The organism is Chryseobacterium sp. (assembly GCF_008014695.1).
GTDB lineage: Bacteria > Bacteroidota > Bacteroidia > Flavobacteriales > Weeksellaceae > Kaistella.
Map to the genome: position 1 here is coordinate 475,895 of NZ_VOXE01000002.1, position 15,456 is coordinate 491,350.

Genomic DNA, 15,456 nt, shown 5'->3' on the forward strand with positions numbered 1-15,456 from the left:
TTTTAGATATACTTGGGTTTAAAATCTGTGTTTTCCGAAAACTTAATAAGGCAGAATACCGCATAATTGAGCATGTCGAAATAATTGGCATCAATGCCTTCCGAGACGAGGGTTTCTCCGGCATTATCTTCAATCTGCTTTGTCCTCAGTACTTTCTGATAAATCAGATCGGTAATGGAAGAAATTCTCATCTCACGCCACGCTTCGCCGTAATCATGGTTCTTCCGGCTCATGAGTTCTTTGGCCTCAGCTGCAAACTTGTCGTACAGTGAAAGAATTTCTTCACTGTCCTGCTTAAAGTCATCTGCGAAACCTTTTTGAAGCTGAATCAGTCCGATGATGGAGTAGTTGACGATTGCCATAAAGTTTTCCTCTTCCGATTCCCCGACTTTTGAAATCCCGGTGGTCTGAAAATTCCTGAGGCTTTTCACTTTAATAAAGATCTGGTCGGTTAAAGAAGATGTTCTCAGCACTCGGAACGACGCCCCATAATCACTCAGCTTTTTACTGAACAAATCCCTGCATTTCCGGATAATTTCGTCGAACTGGTCTGATGTTTTCTGCATAAATCTTTAAACTTTTCAAATATACAAAATTAGGTTTTAGGTTGCAGGACTTGGGATTTAGTTTTTTAATTTTGCAGCATGAGTTATTTCACAACGGAGTGGCAACCCACAATCAACTGCCGTGGGAAACTGGTGGATTTATCGGTCCCGAAAATTATGGGAATCCTGAATCTGACGCCGGATTCATTTTCAGACGGCGGAAAATTCAACGAGGAAAAAAAAGCGCTTCTTCACGCAGAAAAAATGCTGAAAGACGGCGCAGAAATTATTGACATCGGCGCCCAGTCAACGCGTCCGGGTGCGGAACTGCTGTCAGCAAACGAAGAAATGAAAAGGATCGGCAGTGTGATTTCCTCCATCAAAAGAGAATTCCCCGAAAGTCTGGTTTCATTGGATACTTTTTATGCGGCAACCGTAAAATTCGGATTTAATGAAGGAATTGATCTCGTGAATGATATTTCGGGCGGAATGTTCGATGAAAAAATGTTTGAGACCGTTGGTGAAATCGGACTTCCGTATATTCTGATGCACATAAATCCGACTTATGATTCCATGCACGAAAAGCAGATTCAGGAGGATATTATTTTAAACATTAACCGGTATTTTTCAGAAAAAGTGCGGCAATTGAGGAGCTTCGGGGTGAAGGATATTATCCTCGATCCGGGTTTCGGATTCGGTAAATCCGTGGAGCAGCAGCACCAGATCATTGACGAGTTTGAATTCATCGGTTTTGGGAAATTCCCTGTTCTGGCGGGTATTTCACGAAAGTCGTTTATCTACAAACCTCTTGGAAAATCGCCCTTCGACATCAATGAAGAAACACAGAAACTTCACCTGAAACTCCTTAAGAAAGGTGCAAAAATTTTACGGGTTCATGATGTGCCTGAAACACAGAAACTGTTGGACGTTCTTTAAAAAGCTCCAACTAATTTACTCCCGCCAGTTTCTCCGCATATTCTGTGGAGAATTTTTCCTGGTCTTCCTTCAGCTTTTCAAGATTTTGCGGGAGGATGTAATTGAAAAGGATTTTATCCTCATCATCCAGAAAAATAATTTCCTTCTCCTCACCGTCAATCATCTGCGCGAATATTTCCCACATAGGGGTGTCTTTCAGTTTCAGCAGTTCAAAAAATTGAGCCGCGTTGATCTGTATGGTTTTCATCTAAAATCCTAATGCTTTTAATTTTAACTGAATGGCAAAATTCTGTTTGAAATTGGGCGTTGAATAATAACCCACTCTGTAAAAAAGTCCTAAATTGAACTGCGAACTCAGGAAATTGTTCCATTCCAGACCTACTTCCTGATACAGATGATCGAGTTTCTGGAAATCCATCTGGTGGTACTCCGGATTCTTCATGTCGCCGGTAATTCCTCTATAAATCACATCAAAACTTGAAGTGTTTTTACCGAAACTTTTAAAATACCACGGAATCCGGTGCGTGAAATAATATCCGAAAAACTTGTCGTTGTAATATTTTCCGCCCTCCATGGTCGCAAAACCAATGTAGGAAGCCAGATTGAAGTTCAGTCCATCTTTTCCGGAACTCAAACCGTTCATCGAAAATTTGTGCCAGATCGGCGCGTCGCCCACTGAAATTCCACCATAAAGTCGGACACCGGTAACGCCGATTTTGGTACGGAAACTGTGAAGGAAAAGTGCATCGATCCTGGAGAAGCTGAAATCACCACCCAACGTTTTTACACTCTGTTCGTAATTCAGATACACTTCCGGATAATTCTGTTCGTAAGTGTATTTCCCGGAAGGGGTCATGATGTTTTTGGAATTCGGGGAATATTTAAACGTAAGCAACGCGCTGGAATTCTGAAAATCATTGCCCAGATTCATGAAATTATAGTCAAAAACGGCACTTTCTTTCTGGTGTTTTGCCGAAATATTCATCGTGAGTGCATTCGTAAGGTCGTTTTCGTAGGAAACTTTAAACCCTTCGAAACTGTAGAACCGGTCGTTTTTAAGATCAATACCGGAATTCATAAGTTTCATCCGGAAATTCCAGAGATTTTCACTGAACCTACCGGCTGCTTTTACGTCGTGGAAAAACTCTGCACGGAAAAAAGAAGTTTTTTCGAGCGTTGTTTTTACATCCAGACCTGCACCGTATTTCCAGTCGCCGTCTTTGAAGCCGTAAGCAATGTATGCATCAGGCGAAATGTATCTGTTGAATTTTTCATTCAGTTTAGCGCCAATGCCAAGTCTCAAACCTTCATATTGGTTATAGCCAAGGATTCTGGAAGCATCGAAATCCACCATTCCGACTCTTATTTTTCCTTTGATGAGATTGGTGATCACGCCGGCGCGCTGGTCGATATTATATTTTTTTCCCAAACTGTCGATCTGGGTATAGGTATTTCTTTCTCTGACACTTAAAGTATCGGTTCTGTACTGATCCAGCAACGTTCCGTCGGTGTTCTGAACACTCATCGTATATCCTGAAAAATCTTTCGCCTTGACTTCAATCGGCGTTTTAAAATCGAAATAATCGGTACTCATGTACACGTAGTTCCCGAACCGCTTCTTTTTGGTTTTATCTTTTTTATCGTCCGTTTTCTTTTCATCGAAAACAGTGCTTCCCATTCGGAGTTTAAGATCTTCGCGCAGGAGGAACCATTTGTTATCAATGGGTTTCCAGATACTCGTGATGGTGCCTTCGCTTTTTATCTTGCTGTTGCTTTCGAGTTTTTTCAGAGCATAAGTTTCGGCATCCACATAGAGATAACCGTTGAATCTTCGGCGCTGAACCGGTTGCTTATAGTCGACCTGACGAAAACGGATCACAAAGTTCTGACGGCCTTCGATTTCAATTGTATCGGTAAGGAAAAAGCGGTAAAGATCACGGTTTTCTATCTGAATTTCTCGCGGCATCTTGGTACGGTTCGACCGTACGGTCATTAATTCGTAGATGGGGTCTTTAAGTCCTGAAACACGATTGTCAAGAACATTTATTTTTTCACCAAACTTTTGGGAATACAAATATTCCTGCGCGCGTTCCCAAAGAAAAAGCTTGCTCTGTTTCATGAGCTTGAGCATATTCAGTTCATCCAGCGAGTCTTTTTTCTCTTCTGTTTTCATCGCCTGTTCAGGGAGCCCTTTTAAGGAATCTATGCGGTTGCTGATATACCGGTTATAAGATTTTAAACTGTCTTCATCAAAGTCATAGGAGAATTTCTCGTAGGATTTAAAAGCGTACGAATCCAGACTTTTAGGGGAGTTGTCTTTATAATTGTCGTTCACTTTCTGAAGGATGGCCAGTGCGCGCGGATCGCTTTTGTCCTGCAGTACCACGCCCTCAATGGATTTCACGTCAGGATCGTTTTTAGCGAGTGTGATTTCCATGACTTTGTCTACAACTGCTTCGTCTTCCAGGTAACCCGGTGCTTTCACTTCTACTTTATTACAGTTAGAACGGAAAACGAGTACACCGGCTGTATTGGTCCGGCCCAGAATTTTTTTATTGCACGATACCACTGCATTTGAGAGCGGCAGATTGTCGCCACTGCTTTTCACCGTGATTTTCGACTGTGCAAAAAACAGGGAAGCAGAGCAAATCAGTATAAAAGTATAGAAATTTTTCATTCCTGCAAATTTAGTTGTTTTTTTGTTCAACTCTGCAAGAAAAATTGAGGTAACTGGTTTATATAAAGAATGAAACGCATTATAAATATGCATTATACCTCCAATATGAAATATGAAGTCGTTTATTCCGTCAACAATCAAAAGTCCCGGGATAAGCCGGGATTTATATAGAACAGAGTAAAATATTTCTGAAAATTACAGCGCCAAAGCTTTTTGGTAAGCATTATCCAAACCTTCGGGGTTTTTTCCGCCTGCAGTCGCGAAACCGGGGTTTCCGCCACCGCCGCCTTGGATTTCTTTCGCCAGTTCTTTTACGATGTTTCCGGCGTGATAACTGCCTTCCAGATTCTGGGAAACGCCGACCGTGATCATGGGCTTGCCGTCGGAATCCGAAAGAATGATGATCACTGCATTTTCTATTTCTTTTTTGAGTTGGAATACGATGTCTTTCACACTTCCGGCATCCAGCGAAACTTTTTTGACAAGAAGTTTTTTGTCGCCACTCTCTGTGAAATCATTGATCCAGTTTGCTGTTTCACCTTTGGATTTTTCTTTTTTAAAGGCTTCTATTTCTGATTTCAGTGAGGTGTTTTCCTCAATCAGTTTCTCTACCGATTTTGCCAGGTCTTTGGATTTAAGCAAAGCGGCAATCTCCTTCACCTGCGTTTCAAGATTACGGAAATATTCATCAGACTTGTCACCCGAGATCGCTTCGATTCTTCGGATTCCGGCGGCAGTTGAACTCTCGCTCTGAATTTTAAAATGGCCGATCTCGCCTGTATTCTTAACGTGCGTTCCGCCACAGAGTTCCCGGGAAGTCCCGAACTGGATCATCCTTACTTTGTCACCGTATTTTTCACCGAAAAGCGCCATTGCGCCTTTCTCCATCGCCTCTGCAATCGGGATTTCCCGGAATTCCTGAAGCGCGATATGTTCTTTTATTTTTGAGTTTACCTTGTCTTCGACCAGTTTAAGTTCCTCTTCGCTCATTTTTGAAAAATGCGAAAAGTCAAAACGCAGATATTCCGGTCCTACAAAGGAACCTTTCTGCTCTACATGTGTTCCGAGAACTTCCCGGAGTGCTTCGTGCAAAAGATGCGTCACGGAGTGGTTGGCCTGCGTGTTTTTTCTTTCAGAAGTATTCACTTTCGCATAAAAAACAGCACCTGCGTCTTTCGGTAATTCTTTGATTAGGGAAACAATCAGGTTGTTTTCTTTTCGTGTCTCAAGGACTTCAATCAGGTCGCTGCAGTTTTTAATTTCAGAAAGACTTGGGTTAGAAATATCAAAACCTTCGGTATAACTCGGAATCAGGATACCTTTGTCACCAATCTGACCGCCGCCTTCAGGATAAAAAGGAGATTTCGACAGAACGATCTGGTAAAACTCGCCGTCTTTATTTTCGATTTTCCGGTAGCGGGTGATATAGGTTTCGGTTTCTGTCTGGTCGTAACCGATAAATATTTCCTGTTTTTCTTCGAGGATTACCCAGTCGTGGACTTTCTGTGCCGATGATTTTTTGGAACGCTGCTTCTGCTTTTCCATTTCTTCATCAAAACCTTTTTCATCTACAGTCAGCTGTTTTTCTTCTGCAATAATTCTGGATAAATCGGCCGGAAATCCGTAAGTATCATACAGTTCGAAAACTTCGGCGCCCGGAAGCGTTTTTTCGTTTTTGGCAATGGTTTCACTGATGATTAAATCTATTCTTTTCAATCCGTGTTCGATGGTTTTCAGGAAAGAATTTTCTTCTTCTCTGATGACTTCTGTCACGAGCTTCTGCTGTCTGGTGAGTTCCGGAAAAAAATCACCCATTTCGCTTTTCAGAACAGCAACAAGTTCAAATAGGAAAGGTTCCTTCATTCCTAAGAAACGGTACGAATAGGAAATTGCTCTTCTCAGAATCCTGCGGATCACGTAACCGGCGCCACCGTTGGAAGGCAGCTGTCCGTCGGCAATCGCAAATGCAACTGCACGGATATGATCCACAACCACGCGGATTGCAATATCTTTTTCATCTTCTAAAATGCCCGTATATTTTTTACCTGAAAGCTGTTCTACTTTAGCAATAAGAGGCGTGAAGACATCGGTATCGTAATTTGATTTCTGATTCTGTAAAGCCATGCAAAGACGTTCGAAACCCATTCCGGTGTCAACGTGCTGTGCGGGCAATTTTTCTAAAGATCCGTCGGCTTTTCTGTTGAATTCCATGAACACGAGATTCCAGATTTCCACAACCTGCGGATGGTCGTTGTTTACAAGGTCCAGCGCAGAAATATCTGCTTTTTCCTCTTCACTCCTCAAATCAACGTGGATTTCTGAGCAGGGTCCGCAGGGTCCGCTTTCTCCCATTTCCCAGAAATTGTCTTTTTTATTCCCATTGATGATTCTGCTTTCGTCGATATGGGTTTTCCAGCAGTCGTAGGCATCCTGATCACGGCCCAGATTTTCGGAAGCGTCGCCTTCAAAGATGGTAACGTATAAATTTTCTTTCGGAATTTTATAAACTTCTGTCAAAAGTTCCCAGGCAAAATCAATGGCTTCTTTTTTAAAGTAATCTCCGAAAGACCAGTTTCCGAGCATTTCAAACATCGTGTGATGGTACGTATCCCGGCCTACATCATCCAGATCGTTGTGTTTTCCGGAAACGCGCAGACATTTCTGAGTGTCGGCAATTCGGGGTGCTTTCGGTTCCCTGTATCCGAGGAAATAATCCTTGAACTGCGTCATTCCGGAGTTCGAAAACATCAAAGTTGGATCATCTTTCAGGACAATTGGGGCAGAAGGAACAATGAGATGTCCTTTCTCTTTAAAATAATCTAAAAACTGCTGGCGTATCTGTTGTGAAGTCATGTTTTTTGGCTTTATGCAGAAAGTAAAAGGCTTTACGCATTTATAAGTCCGCAAATTTAAGGAAATTTAATCATTTTGATGAATGCTTTCTGCAGTTTTAGATGCAGCAACAGTTGCTTTTAAATGAAAGGAATGCTGCATTTTTCCATTTTATGTAGCTGATTGCACAATTTTTGGTGCCAATAGAACAGAAAAATCCTATATTTAATATTCACCATTAACCAACCACAATGAAACTCGCCGAACTCGCCAAAACCCTGAATGTCTCTACCGAATGTTTTATCAGATTTATTCAGGACTTTGACCTTGAACTTTCAGAATGTATTTCCACTAACTTCGAGGTGAAACCTGATTTCGAAAGATTTGCCAAAGAAAATGTGGGTTTTCTGAAACGCTATCAGGATGATTTGGATTTGAAAAAATCGGCAAAAGATATTGCGGAAACCATCAACCAGCCTCAGGAAAAAGTGGAAGCGCTCATTAAAAAGGATAAACCTAGACTTTTCGATAACGGATTTTTCAAATCCTCAGTTTCCAGTTTTGGAATCGATAATAAACTGGGCGGTAATTACCAGTTCGTTTATGATTATTTCGGAAAGAAAACCGGCCTGAAAGAGCGCGACTTTATCGGCTACCGTGACTTGTTTTTTTATATTTCGGTGACTCTTGAACCGTTTCTGGATATGGAGCAGACTAAAAACTGGGGGATTCATAAACCCGCAGGAATCATTCTTTACGGGCCACCGGGAAGCGGAAAGATTTTCTGGGCGAATAAAATTGCAGAAATCATCAGTTATCAGTTCCGCGAAGTGAAAAAACATTATTTGGGAACCTCTTTTATCGACGGTCAGAAAACGGATTTCAATGATTTTCTCGTGCAGATGATGAAAGAAGATTCAGTACTGCTTTTCATGGAGGATTTTGATAAGATCATGAGCCACCGAAGCGAAGAAAAGTCGGTGGATTCATGCGACGAAGAAACAAAGGAAATTATCCTCCATTATGTAAGCCGTTTCGAAAAAGAGGACCTTTTAATGGTGGGTTCAGCAAATTCTCTGGTGGATATTGATGAAGAAATCCTTGCGCCGGGACGTTTTGATGTGGTAATCCCGATTTTCCCGCCCAATTCCCGAGAACGGGCGGAAATGATCCTTTTCCATATGACAGATGACTTGTCGGCGGATGCACTGCTTTTGAAAATCCTGATGCAGAATGAAGCCGATCATCAGCCTTTCTGGCAGGAAATTTCTGCCCGCATGAAAGCTTTTTCGAACACCATGATTATTGATTTTACCCAAAGTCTGAAAAAACGCATTCGAAACATTTATCTGAAAGACAATAACGAAAATATTAAAATTGATAAGAAGCTTCTGGACGTGGCATTCAGGGATGCTTCTGTAAAACTAACGGAAGAATACCTCAATCAGGTGGCACAGTTTATCATCGATGTCTCTCATAACAATCATGATGATTTTGTACAGCGAACTAAGGAACTGCAGCAGGAACTGAACAGTTACAAAGTGGTTGAAAAACCTATAAAAAGTATCGGCTTTAAAAATCATGAACAGAAGAAAGATAAAAAGTAAGCCACTTTATTTCGTAAAAACCTCAGGGCTCAAACTAATGACAAATTATCACCGTGTAAATTTTCAAATTCTTATTTTTGCGAAATGATTAACAGCGACCAGATAAAAGACCTCCAACAAAGGATTGAGGATCTCTATAAGTACCTTCAGATCGAAAAAAAGAAAATTGAGATAACAAACGATGAGGAAAAAACCGTTTCTCCGGAATTCTGGGATAATCCGAAGGAGGCTGAAATTTTTATGAAGCAGCTGCGTTCCCGGAAAAAATGGGTGAACGATTACGAAGAGATTTTTTCACGGTTTGAAGACTTGCAGGTTCTCCTGGATTTTGCGAAAGAGGATCCGGATTCTGAAAAGGAACTTGATGTATCTTATCCCGTACTTCTGGAAAAAATTGAAGATCTTGAATTTAAAAATATGCTGTCGAATGAAGGCGATGAACTCTCAGCAGTTCTTCAGATCACCGCAGGAGCGGGCGGTACTGAAAGCTGCGACTGGGCTGCAATGTTGATGAGAATGTACACAATGTGGGCGGAAAAACAGGGATATAAACTCCGGGAACTGAATTATCAGGAAGGTGATGTGGCCGGAATAAAAACGGTGACACTGGAAATCGACGGTGAATTTGCTTTTGGATATTTACGTGGCGAAAACGGTGTTCACCGCCTCGTGAGGATTTCCCCTTTCGATTCGAACGCAAAACGCCACACAAGTTTTGTCTCGGTTTATGTGTATCCGTTAGTGGATGATACGATTGAAATCAACATCAATCCTGCAGATATTTCCTTTGAAACCATGCGTTCGAGCGGCGCAGGGGGGCAGAATGTAAATAAGGTGGAAACGGCGGTCCGTCTGCGTCACGCTCCTTCAGGGATAATCATTGAAAATTCCGAAAGCCGTTCCCAGCTTCAGAATAAAGAAAAAGCAATGCAGTTGCTCCGTTCCCGGCTTTATGAAATGGAACTTGAAGAAAGGATGAAAGCCAGAACAGAAATAGAAGCCGGAAAAATGAAAATAGAGTGGGGCAGCCAGATCCGGAATTATGTGATGCACCCGTATAAACTCGTAAAAGATGTGCGTTCAGGCTATGAAACATCAGATGTAGACGGTGTGATGAACGGCAATATTACCCCTTTTCTGAAAGCATTCCTGATGGCCGACGGAACCGCGGCGACGGACGATGACTTTGACCTCTAAAATTAAGGAATTTTAACAGATTTGAAATTATTTCGTTAGCTTCCTTTTCCTATCTTTGGAATATGGAAAATTTCGAGAGTTGGAAGGATTTGCTTAATCCTGAATTTTATATAAAAATGGGCGGTTTCTGGCTCATTTTGTTCATTATTTTTGCAGAAACCGGTCTATTCATCGGTTTTTTTCTACCCGGAGACAGTTTACTCTTTGTTTCCGGCATTTATGCTGTGGAAATCATGCGTGAAACTTTCGGAACTACAGGCAGCGAACTTCTGGATACAACTCTTTTGGCCACCGCTGTTGCCATTGCCGCAATTATTGGGAATGAAGTGGGATACTGGTTCGGTTACAAAGCCGGCCCTACGCTTTACAAAAGAAAAGATTCTTTTCTGTTTAAAAAGAAATACCTGAACCAGGCCCACGATTTTTTTGAAGATCATGGCGCTTTAGCCGTTATCATGGCGCGTTTTTTACCCATCATCAGGACTTTTACTCCTATCGTTGCAGGAATTGTACGCATGGATAAAAAGAAATTTCTTTTTGACAATATTATCGGGGCATTTTTGTGGTCCTTTTTACTGATTTTTGCCGGACACTATCTGGACAAATTATTTGTAGATCAGTTCGGAATCGATTTAAAGAAGCATCTTGAACTTATTATTCTCGTGATCGTATTGGTGACCACGCTCCCTTTGATCTTAAAAATCGTCTTCGGGAAAAAGAAAGAAGAAATATCTGAGTAATCTCGTATTTACTCTTTGATAAAATCCAGAATGGCCGGATAAATAATGTGGTCTCGTTTCTTGTGGTTGAAAAATCTCGGCGCATGACCGGTATTTTTCATGTACACAAATCGGTGCGGAATGTTTTTTACAGTCAATACTGAATCCAAAGCCAATCCCTGTCTTTTATTCACAAGAACATCCTGATCGCCCTGAAAATGCAGCGTTGGGACATTTGATACATTGGCAATCGGACTTGCAGCCTTAAATGCTTCGGAAATATTGGTTCTGTGGAATTTATCACCAACCATTTTTTGTATCGTTGAAACGGAATATTTCGAATAAAATGAATCGGTAAAATTTTTCGTGAAAAAATCCGTTGGCCCGCTCAGGGAAATGATTTTTCTGACCTGTTCCGGATTTTTATATCCATAAAGCAGGGCAAGATGCCCGCCGGAACTTTCTCCCAGTAAAATATACCGATTTGGCTGGAGCTTTGCTTTTTTTGAAAGACTGTTGAACTTTTCGATCGCCAGTTTAATATCCTCCAACTGTTGCTGATAAGTGATATTCCTGTTCACAAGGCGGTAATTGATGTTTATCGTGGGAATGCGGTTCTGAAACAGCAGTTTCTGAAGTTTGATCATGTGTTCCTTCCGGCCGTAAAACCAGGCGCCTCCGTGAATAATGATTACTGCAGGTTTTTCAGCATTATATTCTTCAGGAAGAAAAATATCCATTACCTGTCTTTTATCGTTGCCATAATTGAGGTTGAAAATTTTCTGCTCGCCTTTTTCACCCATCCAAATGCGGTGCTTGGTGTTGCACGAATTCAGGAAGAAACTTAATGCTCCCAAAAGCCAGAAATGGTAACTTAAAATCCTTTTTTTCATATTGTAAGGCTGCAAAAGAGATCAAATATACTGAAAATGAGAAATTTGCCCATAAAAAAGGAGATTTTTTAAATCTCCTTATATTTTAATTGAATAAATCTCTCACTTTATCAAAAAAAGTTTTTTCATTACCCGAAGGTTCGGCAATCATTTCGCCGTTGCTCATTTGTTTCTCGAAGAAGTCTCTTTGGTCTTTCGAAAGTTTTTGTGGAGTCCAAACATTGATGTGGACAAACATGTCGCCTTTTCCGTAACTGTCGATGCTTGGTAAACCTTTACCCGAAAGCCTCAGGATTTTACCCGATTGTGTTCCCGGGTCCACTTTAATTTTAACTTTCCCGCCAACCGTTGGGATTTCTTTTTGGGCTCCCAAAGCAGCTTCCGCGAAAGAAACATAAAGTTCCTGATGCAGATTGTCGCCTTCACGCTTAATGGCTGAATCCACTTCTTCTTCCACTACCACCAGCAAATCTCCGGCATTTCCGCCGAAAGGAGCATCGTTTCCTTTTCCGCGTACGTTCAGCTGAATGCCTTCACGTGCTCCTGCAGGAATGTTAATCGTTACTTCTTCATCCTCTTTGATTAAACCCTGTGCATTGGCGCCTGGCGGAATTTTGTCTCCAACTTTTCCGATTCCCTGACAGTTGGAACAGTGGGTCTGGCTCTGCATCTGTCCGAACATCGTGTTCATCACTTTTACCTGAACGCCGCTTCCGTTACACACTGGGCATGTTTTTGAAGTGGTTCCCGCCGCAAGTTTCATCTTCTTGACTTTGATGGTTTTCTGCGTTCCGTTCACCATTTCTTCCAGATTCAGTTTTATCCGCACACGAAGGTTGGTTCCCCGGAACTGCTGTCGCTGTGCTCCGCCGCCTCCGCCGAAATGTCCGCCAAAAATATCACCGAACTGGCTGAAGATATCTTCCATATTCATTCCGCCGCCGAAACCGCCGCCGCCAAAGCCACCTGCACCACCCACTCCGGCGTGGCCGTACTGGTCGTAACGTGCTTTCTTATTGTCGTCGCTCAACACTTCGTAGGCTTCTGCAGCTTCCTTGAAATTTTCTTCCGCAACTTTATCACCAGGATTTTTATCCGGGTGATGTTTGATGGCCATTTTTCGGTAAGCTTTCTTTATTTCTTCTGCGGTGGCATTTTTTGAAATACCCAGAATTTCGTAATAATCTCTTTTTGACATCTCTTTTTAGTATAGATAGTGAGTAATAAACTAGCATCATAAATCTGATCCTGTTATTACCGGCTTCCCGTGTTTTTAATTTCCTGTAACCACTTTGGTAAAACGGATCACTTTATCATTTAACTGATAACCAGTTTCCACAACATCCACAATTTTGCCCTTTAAATCTTCAGAAGGTGCAGGAATCTGAGTGATGGCTTCATGCAGATCTACACTGAAGTCATCACCGATCTTAACTTCTATCGGTTTCAGGCCTTTCTCTGTAAGTCTGTGTTTTAATTTCTGATAAATCAGTTCAACACCCTGTAAATCCGCGACATTTCCGTTTTTGGCAATTTCTTTCATGGCGCGCTCGAAGTCATCGAGAATGCCGAGCATTGCAATCATCATATCCTGATTGGCGTACTGAAAGTAATCCATTTTTTCTTTTGCAGTTCGCTTTTTATAGTTTTCGAATTCTGCAAAAAGCCGCATGTAGCGGTCTTTTTCTTCTGCCAAAAGTTCTTCAGTAGTTTTTTCCGGTGTCATATTTTCCGGATTAGTGTTCTCTGCAGCGGAGCCGTTTTCCTCTGGAGTTTGCACGTTATCTCTTTCTGTATCTTGATTTTCAGACATAGTATTTAATTTTACGAGTCATTGTTCACAAAGATTTTGCCAAAGAAAAATTCTGGACAATTCGGCAGACGGTTAACGGGTACTGAAACGGTAGGAAATTCCGCAGGAAAGGAAGTAGTCGGGAGATATTTTTGAAATGCCGAGGCCGGAAGACGCATCAATCTGAAGATTGTCATTCAGTAGATAGGTAAAACCGGCATCAAACCGGTGGTCTGCGCTTTGATACTTATTTAAAAATCCATAAAATTCCGCAAAAGCTCCCAATTTTTCTGTGAGGGAATAAGCAGCGGAAAGGGTATAAATACCAGTCGCGTCGGGTGATTCACCATTCCATTCTGCTCCTAAGTTATAACCAAGGCTCCATTTTTCTGAAAGGGTGTGCTGTAACAAAAACCGGAAAGCCGGCGCTGTATATGGCGTTTGAAAGGTTTGTGTGCCGGTTTTATTGAGTGTTAAACTCCCGATGAATGAAATAGCAGGCAAAAATTTTATCTCTTCGGCGAGTTTAGCTTTAAAACCCAAAGTCATAGGGGCGAGTCCTGATAAATTTTTATTTTCAGATCTTTCGGTATTGAATTCCGTGACCATCCTCAATTCAAAATTTTCATTGATACCATACTTCCAAAGCACTGTTGGATGGGAATAACTTTCTGAATTATCGCCGGTCTTTTCGTAAAGCAGCCCGCTTTCTATCTGAAGAAAGTTCTTTGGGGTGATGGCTACAGATTCCGTTTGGTCGGGACGGTCGGTTTGGATACTTTCCTGCGCCTCTAAAATGAAAGGCAGAAGGAAAAGAAGTATAAAACAGATATTTTTCATTTGCCAAAAAATGTTTCGTATAATAGATATAAATTCAGAACAATAATGATCACTGCGATTACCCACACCAAAATTTTGAGCCATGGTTTGTTTACAAATTCGCCCATTTTCAGTTTGGAACCGGTAAACATTACGAGCGGAACCACGGCAAAGCTCAACTGCATGGAAAGAATTACCTGACTTAAGACCAATAGATCTGTCGTTCCTTTTTCACCGTAAATAATGGTGACAATCAGAGCTGGGATAACAGCGATTAAACGGGTAATCAACCTGCGGAGCCAGGGTTTCAGGCGGATATTCAAAAATCCCTCCATTACAATCTGTCCCGCGAGCGTTCCCGTTAAAGTTGAATTCTGGCCAGATGCAAGGAGTGCCACTGCGAAGAAAATGCTGGCAAAAGTGGTTCCCAAAAGCGGCGTAAGCATTTTATGGGCATCGTAAATATCAGCAACTTCTGTATTTCCTGTGGTATGGAAGGTTGCCGCTGCTACAATTAAAATAGCAGCATTGATGAAAAATGCGAGTAATAAAGCCACCGTACTGTCGATCGTCGCAAATTTAATCGCCTCTTTTTTTCCTTCACGGTTTCGCTCATAATTCCGCGTCTGCACAATACTGCTGTGCAGATAGAGATTGTGAGGCATTACTGTAGCTCCCAAAATTCCGATCGCGATGTAGAGCATCGACGGATTACTGATCACTTCTTTCTGCGGAACCAGCCCGCTTAAAATCGGAAAAATATCGGGTCTGCTCAAAATGATTTCGTAAGCGAAGCATCCTAAGATGATAAAGATAAGTCCGCCGACAATACTTTCAATTAATCTGAACCCTTTTGCCTGCAGAAATAAAATAAGAAAAACATCCACAACGGTAATCACCACACCCCAGGTAAGAGGGATTCCGAAAAGTAAATTAAGCGCAATCGCTGAACCTAGAACCTCGGCAAGATCGCAGGCCGCAATCGCAATTTCACAGAAAATCCATAAAATAAAGTTGGTAGTCGGACTGAAATGATCGCGGCAGGCCTGTGCCAGATCTCTTTCTGCAACGATGCCAAGTTTGAGTGATAAATGCTGCAAAATCATGGCAAAAAGATTGGAAATCAGAATCACCGAGAGCAGGGTATAACCAAACTGTGCTCCTCCTGCTATATCAGTCGCCCAGTTTCCCGGATCCATATAACCTACGGCAATCATTAAACCCGGGCCGGCAAACGCCATCAATTTCTTCCAGAAACCGGCGTCTCTGGGAATGTTTATACTGGAAAAAACTTCGGGTAAGGATTTTGAAGTCCTTTCTTTTTTCCAGGCTTTTGAGGGTAATTTTTCTTCCAAAATTCAAAATGTTAGATTAATCTAACAAATTTAGATAAATATATCTAATATGCAAATACTACACAAAAAAAATCCCGGATTTCC

13 protein-coding genes are annotated in these 15,456 nt (G+C 41.6%); 4 read left to right on the forward strand and 9 right to left on the reverse strand.

Going from position 1 to position 15,456, the window contains the following annotated elements; all coding sequences use genetic code 11:
* Positions 1 to 2: 2 nt before the first annotated feature.
* Positions 3 to 566 carry a DUF1599 domain-containing protein gene (locus FUA25_RS06690; protein WP_147756128.1) on the reverse strand — a complete coding sequence of 188 codons (564 nt, stop codon included), beginning with the start codon at positions 564 to 566 and terminating at the stop codon, positions 3 to 5.
* 78 nt (positions 567 to 644) lie between these two features.
* Between FUA25_RS06690 and folP the strand changes: the two genes are divergently transcribed.
* Complete coding sequence (folP, locus tag FUA25_RS06695) at positions 645 to 1,481, forward strand: dihydropteroate synthase (protein WP_228411663.1); 837 nt, start codon at positions 645 to 647, stop codon at positions 1,479 to 1,481.
* Positions 1,482 to 1,491: 10 nt separating this feature from the next.
* On the opposite strand, the gene FUA25_RS06700 is transcribed toward folP, so the two are convergent.
* From FUA25_RS06700 to alaS, 3 genes are all read right to left on the reverse strand, one after another.
* Positions 1,492 to 1,728: a hypothetical protein gene (locus FUA25_RS06700; RefSeq protein WP_147756129.1), complete on the reverse strand. Its 237-nt coding sequence runs from the start codon at positions 1,726 to 1,728 to the stop codon at positions 1,492 to 1,494.
* Positions 1,729 to 4,158 (reverse strand): DUF5686 family protein, encoded by a 2,430-nt coding sequence (locus tag FUA25_RS06705; protein ID WP_147756130.1) that lies wholly within the window; start codon positions 4,156 to 4,158, stop codon positions 1,729 to 1,731. It abuts the gene before it with no gap.
* 195 nt (positions 4,159 to 4,353) lie between these two features.
* The gene (gene alaS, locus FUA25_RS06710) at positions 4,354 to 7,011 is read right to left on the reverse strand and encodes an alanine--tRNA ligase (RefSeq protein ID WP_147756131.1); all 2,658 of its coding nucleotides are present in this window, start codon (positions 7,009 to 7,011) and stop codon (positions 4,354 to 4,356) included.
* A 230-nt stretch (positions 7,012 to 7,241) separates the two neighbouring features.
* Between alaS and FUA25_RS06715 the strand changes: the two genes are divergently transcribed.
* The 3 genes from FUA25_RS06715 (at position 7,242) to FUA25_RS06725 (ending at position 10,534) form a co-directional block, all read left to right on the forward strand.
* Complete coding sequence (locus FUA25_RS06715) at positions 7,242 to 8,597, forward strand: AAA family ATPase (protein WP_147756132.1); 1,356 nt, start codon at positions 7,242 to 7,244, stop codon at positions 8,595 to 8,597.
* A gap of 84 nt (positions 8,598 to 8,681) precedes the next feature.
* Positions 8,682 to 9,794, forward strand: coding sequence for a peptide chain release factor 2 (gene prfB, locus FUA25_RS06720; RefSeq protein ID WP_147756133.1), 1,113 nt, complete (start codon positions 8,682 to 8,684; stop codon positions 9,792 to 9,794).
* A gap of 62 nt (positions 9,795 to 9,856) precedes the next feature.
* Positions 9,857 to 10,534 carry a DedA family protein gene (locus FUA25_RS06725; RefSeq protein ID WP_147756134.1) on the forward strand — a complete coding sequence of 226 codons (678 nt, stop codon included), beginning with the start codon at positions 9,857 to 9,859 and terminating at the stop codon, positions 10,532 to 10,534.
* 8 nt (positions 10,535 to 10,542) lie between these two features.
* Here the strand turns inward: FUA25_RS06725 and FUA25_RS06730 are convergent, their stop codons facing one another.
* From FUA25_RS06730 to FUA25_RS06750, 5 genes are all read right to left on the reverse strand, one after another.
* Positions 10,543 to 11,406: an alpha/beta hydrolase gene (locus FUA25_RS06730; protein ID WP_147756135.1), complete on the reverse strand. Its 864-nt coding sequence runs from the start codon at positions 11,404 to 11,406 to the stop codon at positions 10,543 to 10,545.
* A gap of 85 nt (positions 11,407 to 11,491) precedes the next feature.
* Entirely contained in the window at positions 11,492 to 12,604 is a 1,113-nt protein-coding gene (gene dnaJ / locus FUA25_RS06735) for a molecular chaperone DnaJ (RefSeq protein WP_147756136.1), read from the reverse strand.
* Positions 12,605 to 12,679: 75 nt separating this feature from the next.
* Positions 12,680 to 13,219: a nucleotide exchange factor GrpE gene (locus FUA25_RS06740; RefSeq protein WP_147756137.1), complete on the reverse strand. Its 540-nt coding sequence runs from the start codon at positions 13,217 to 13,219 to the stop codon at positions 12,680 to 12,682.
* 72 nt (positions 13,220 to 13,291) lie between these two features.
* On the reverse strand, positions 13,292 to 14,038 hold the full coding sequence (locus tag FUA25_RS06745) for a transporter (protein WP_185146669.1): 747 nt from the start codon (positions 14,036 to 14,038) through the stop codon (positions 13,292 to 13,294).
* Positions 14,035 to 15,375 carry an Nramp family divalent metal transporter gene (locus FUA25_RS06750; protein WP_147756139.1) on the reverse strand — a complete coding sequence of 447 codons (1,341 nt, stop codon included), beginning with the start codon at positions 15,373 to 15,375 and terminating at the stop codon, positions 14,035 to 14,037. The genes FUA25_RS06745 and FUA25_RS06750 overlap by 4 nt, the downstream gene beginning before the upstream one ends.
* Positions 15,376 to 15,456 lie beyond the last annotated feature (81 nt).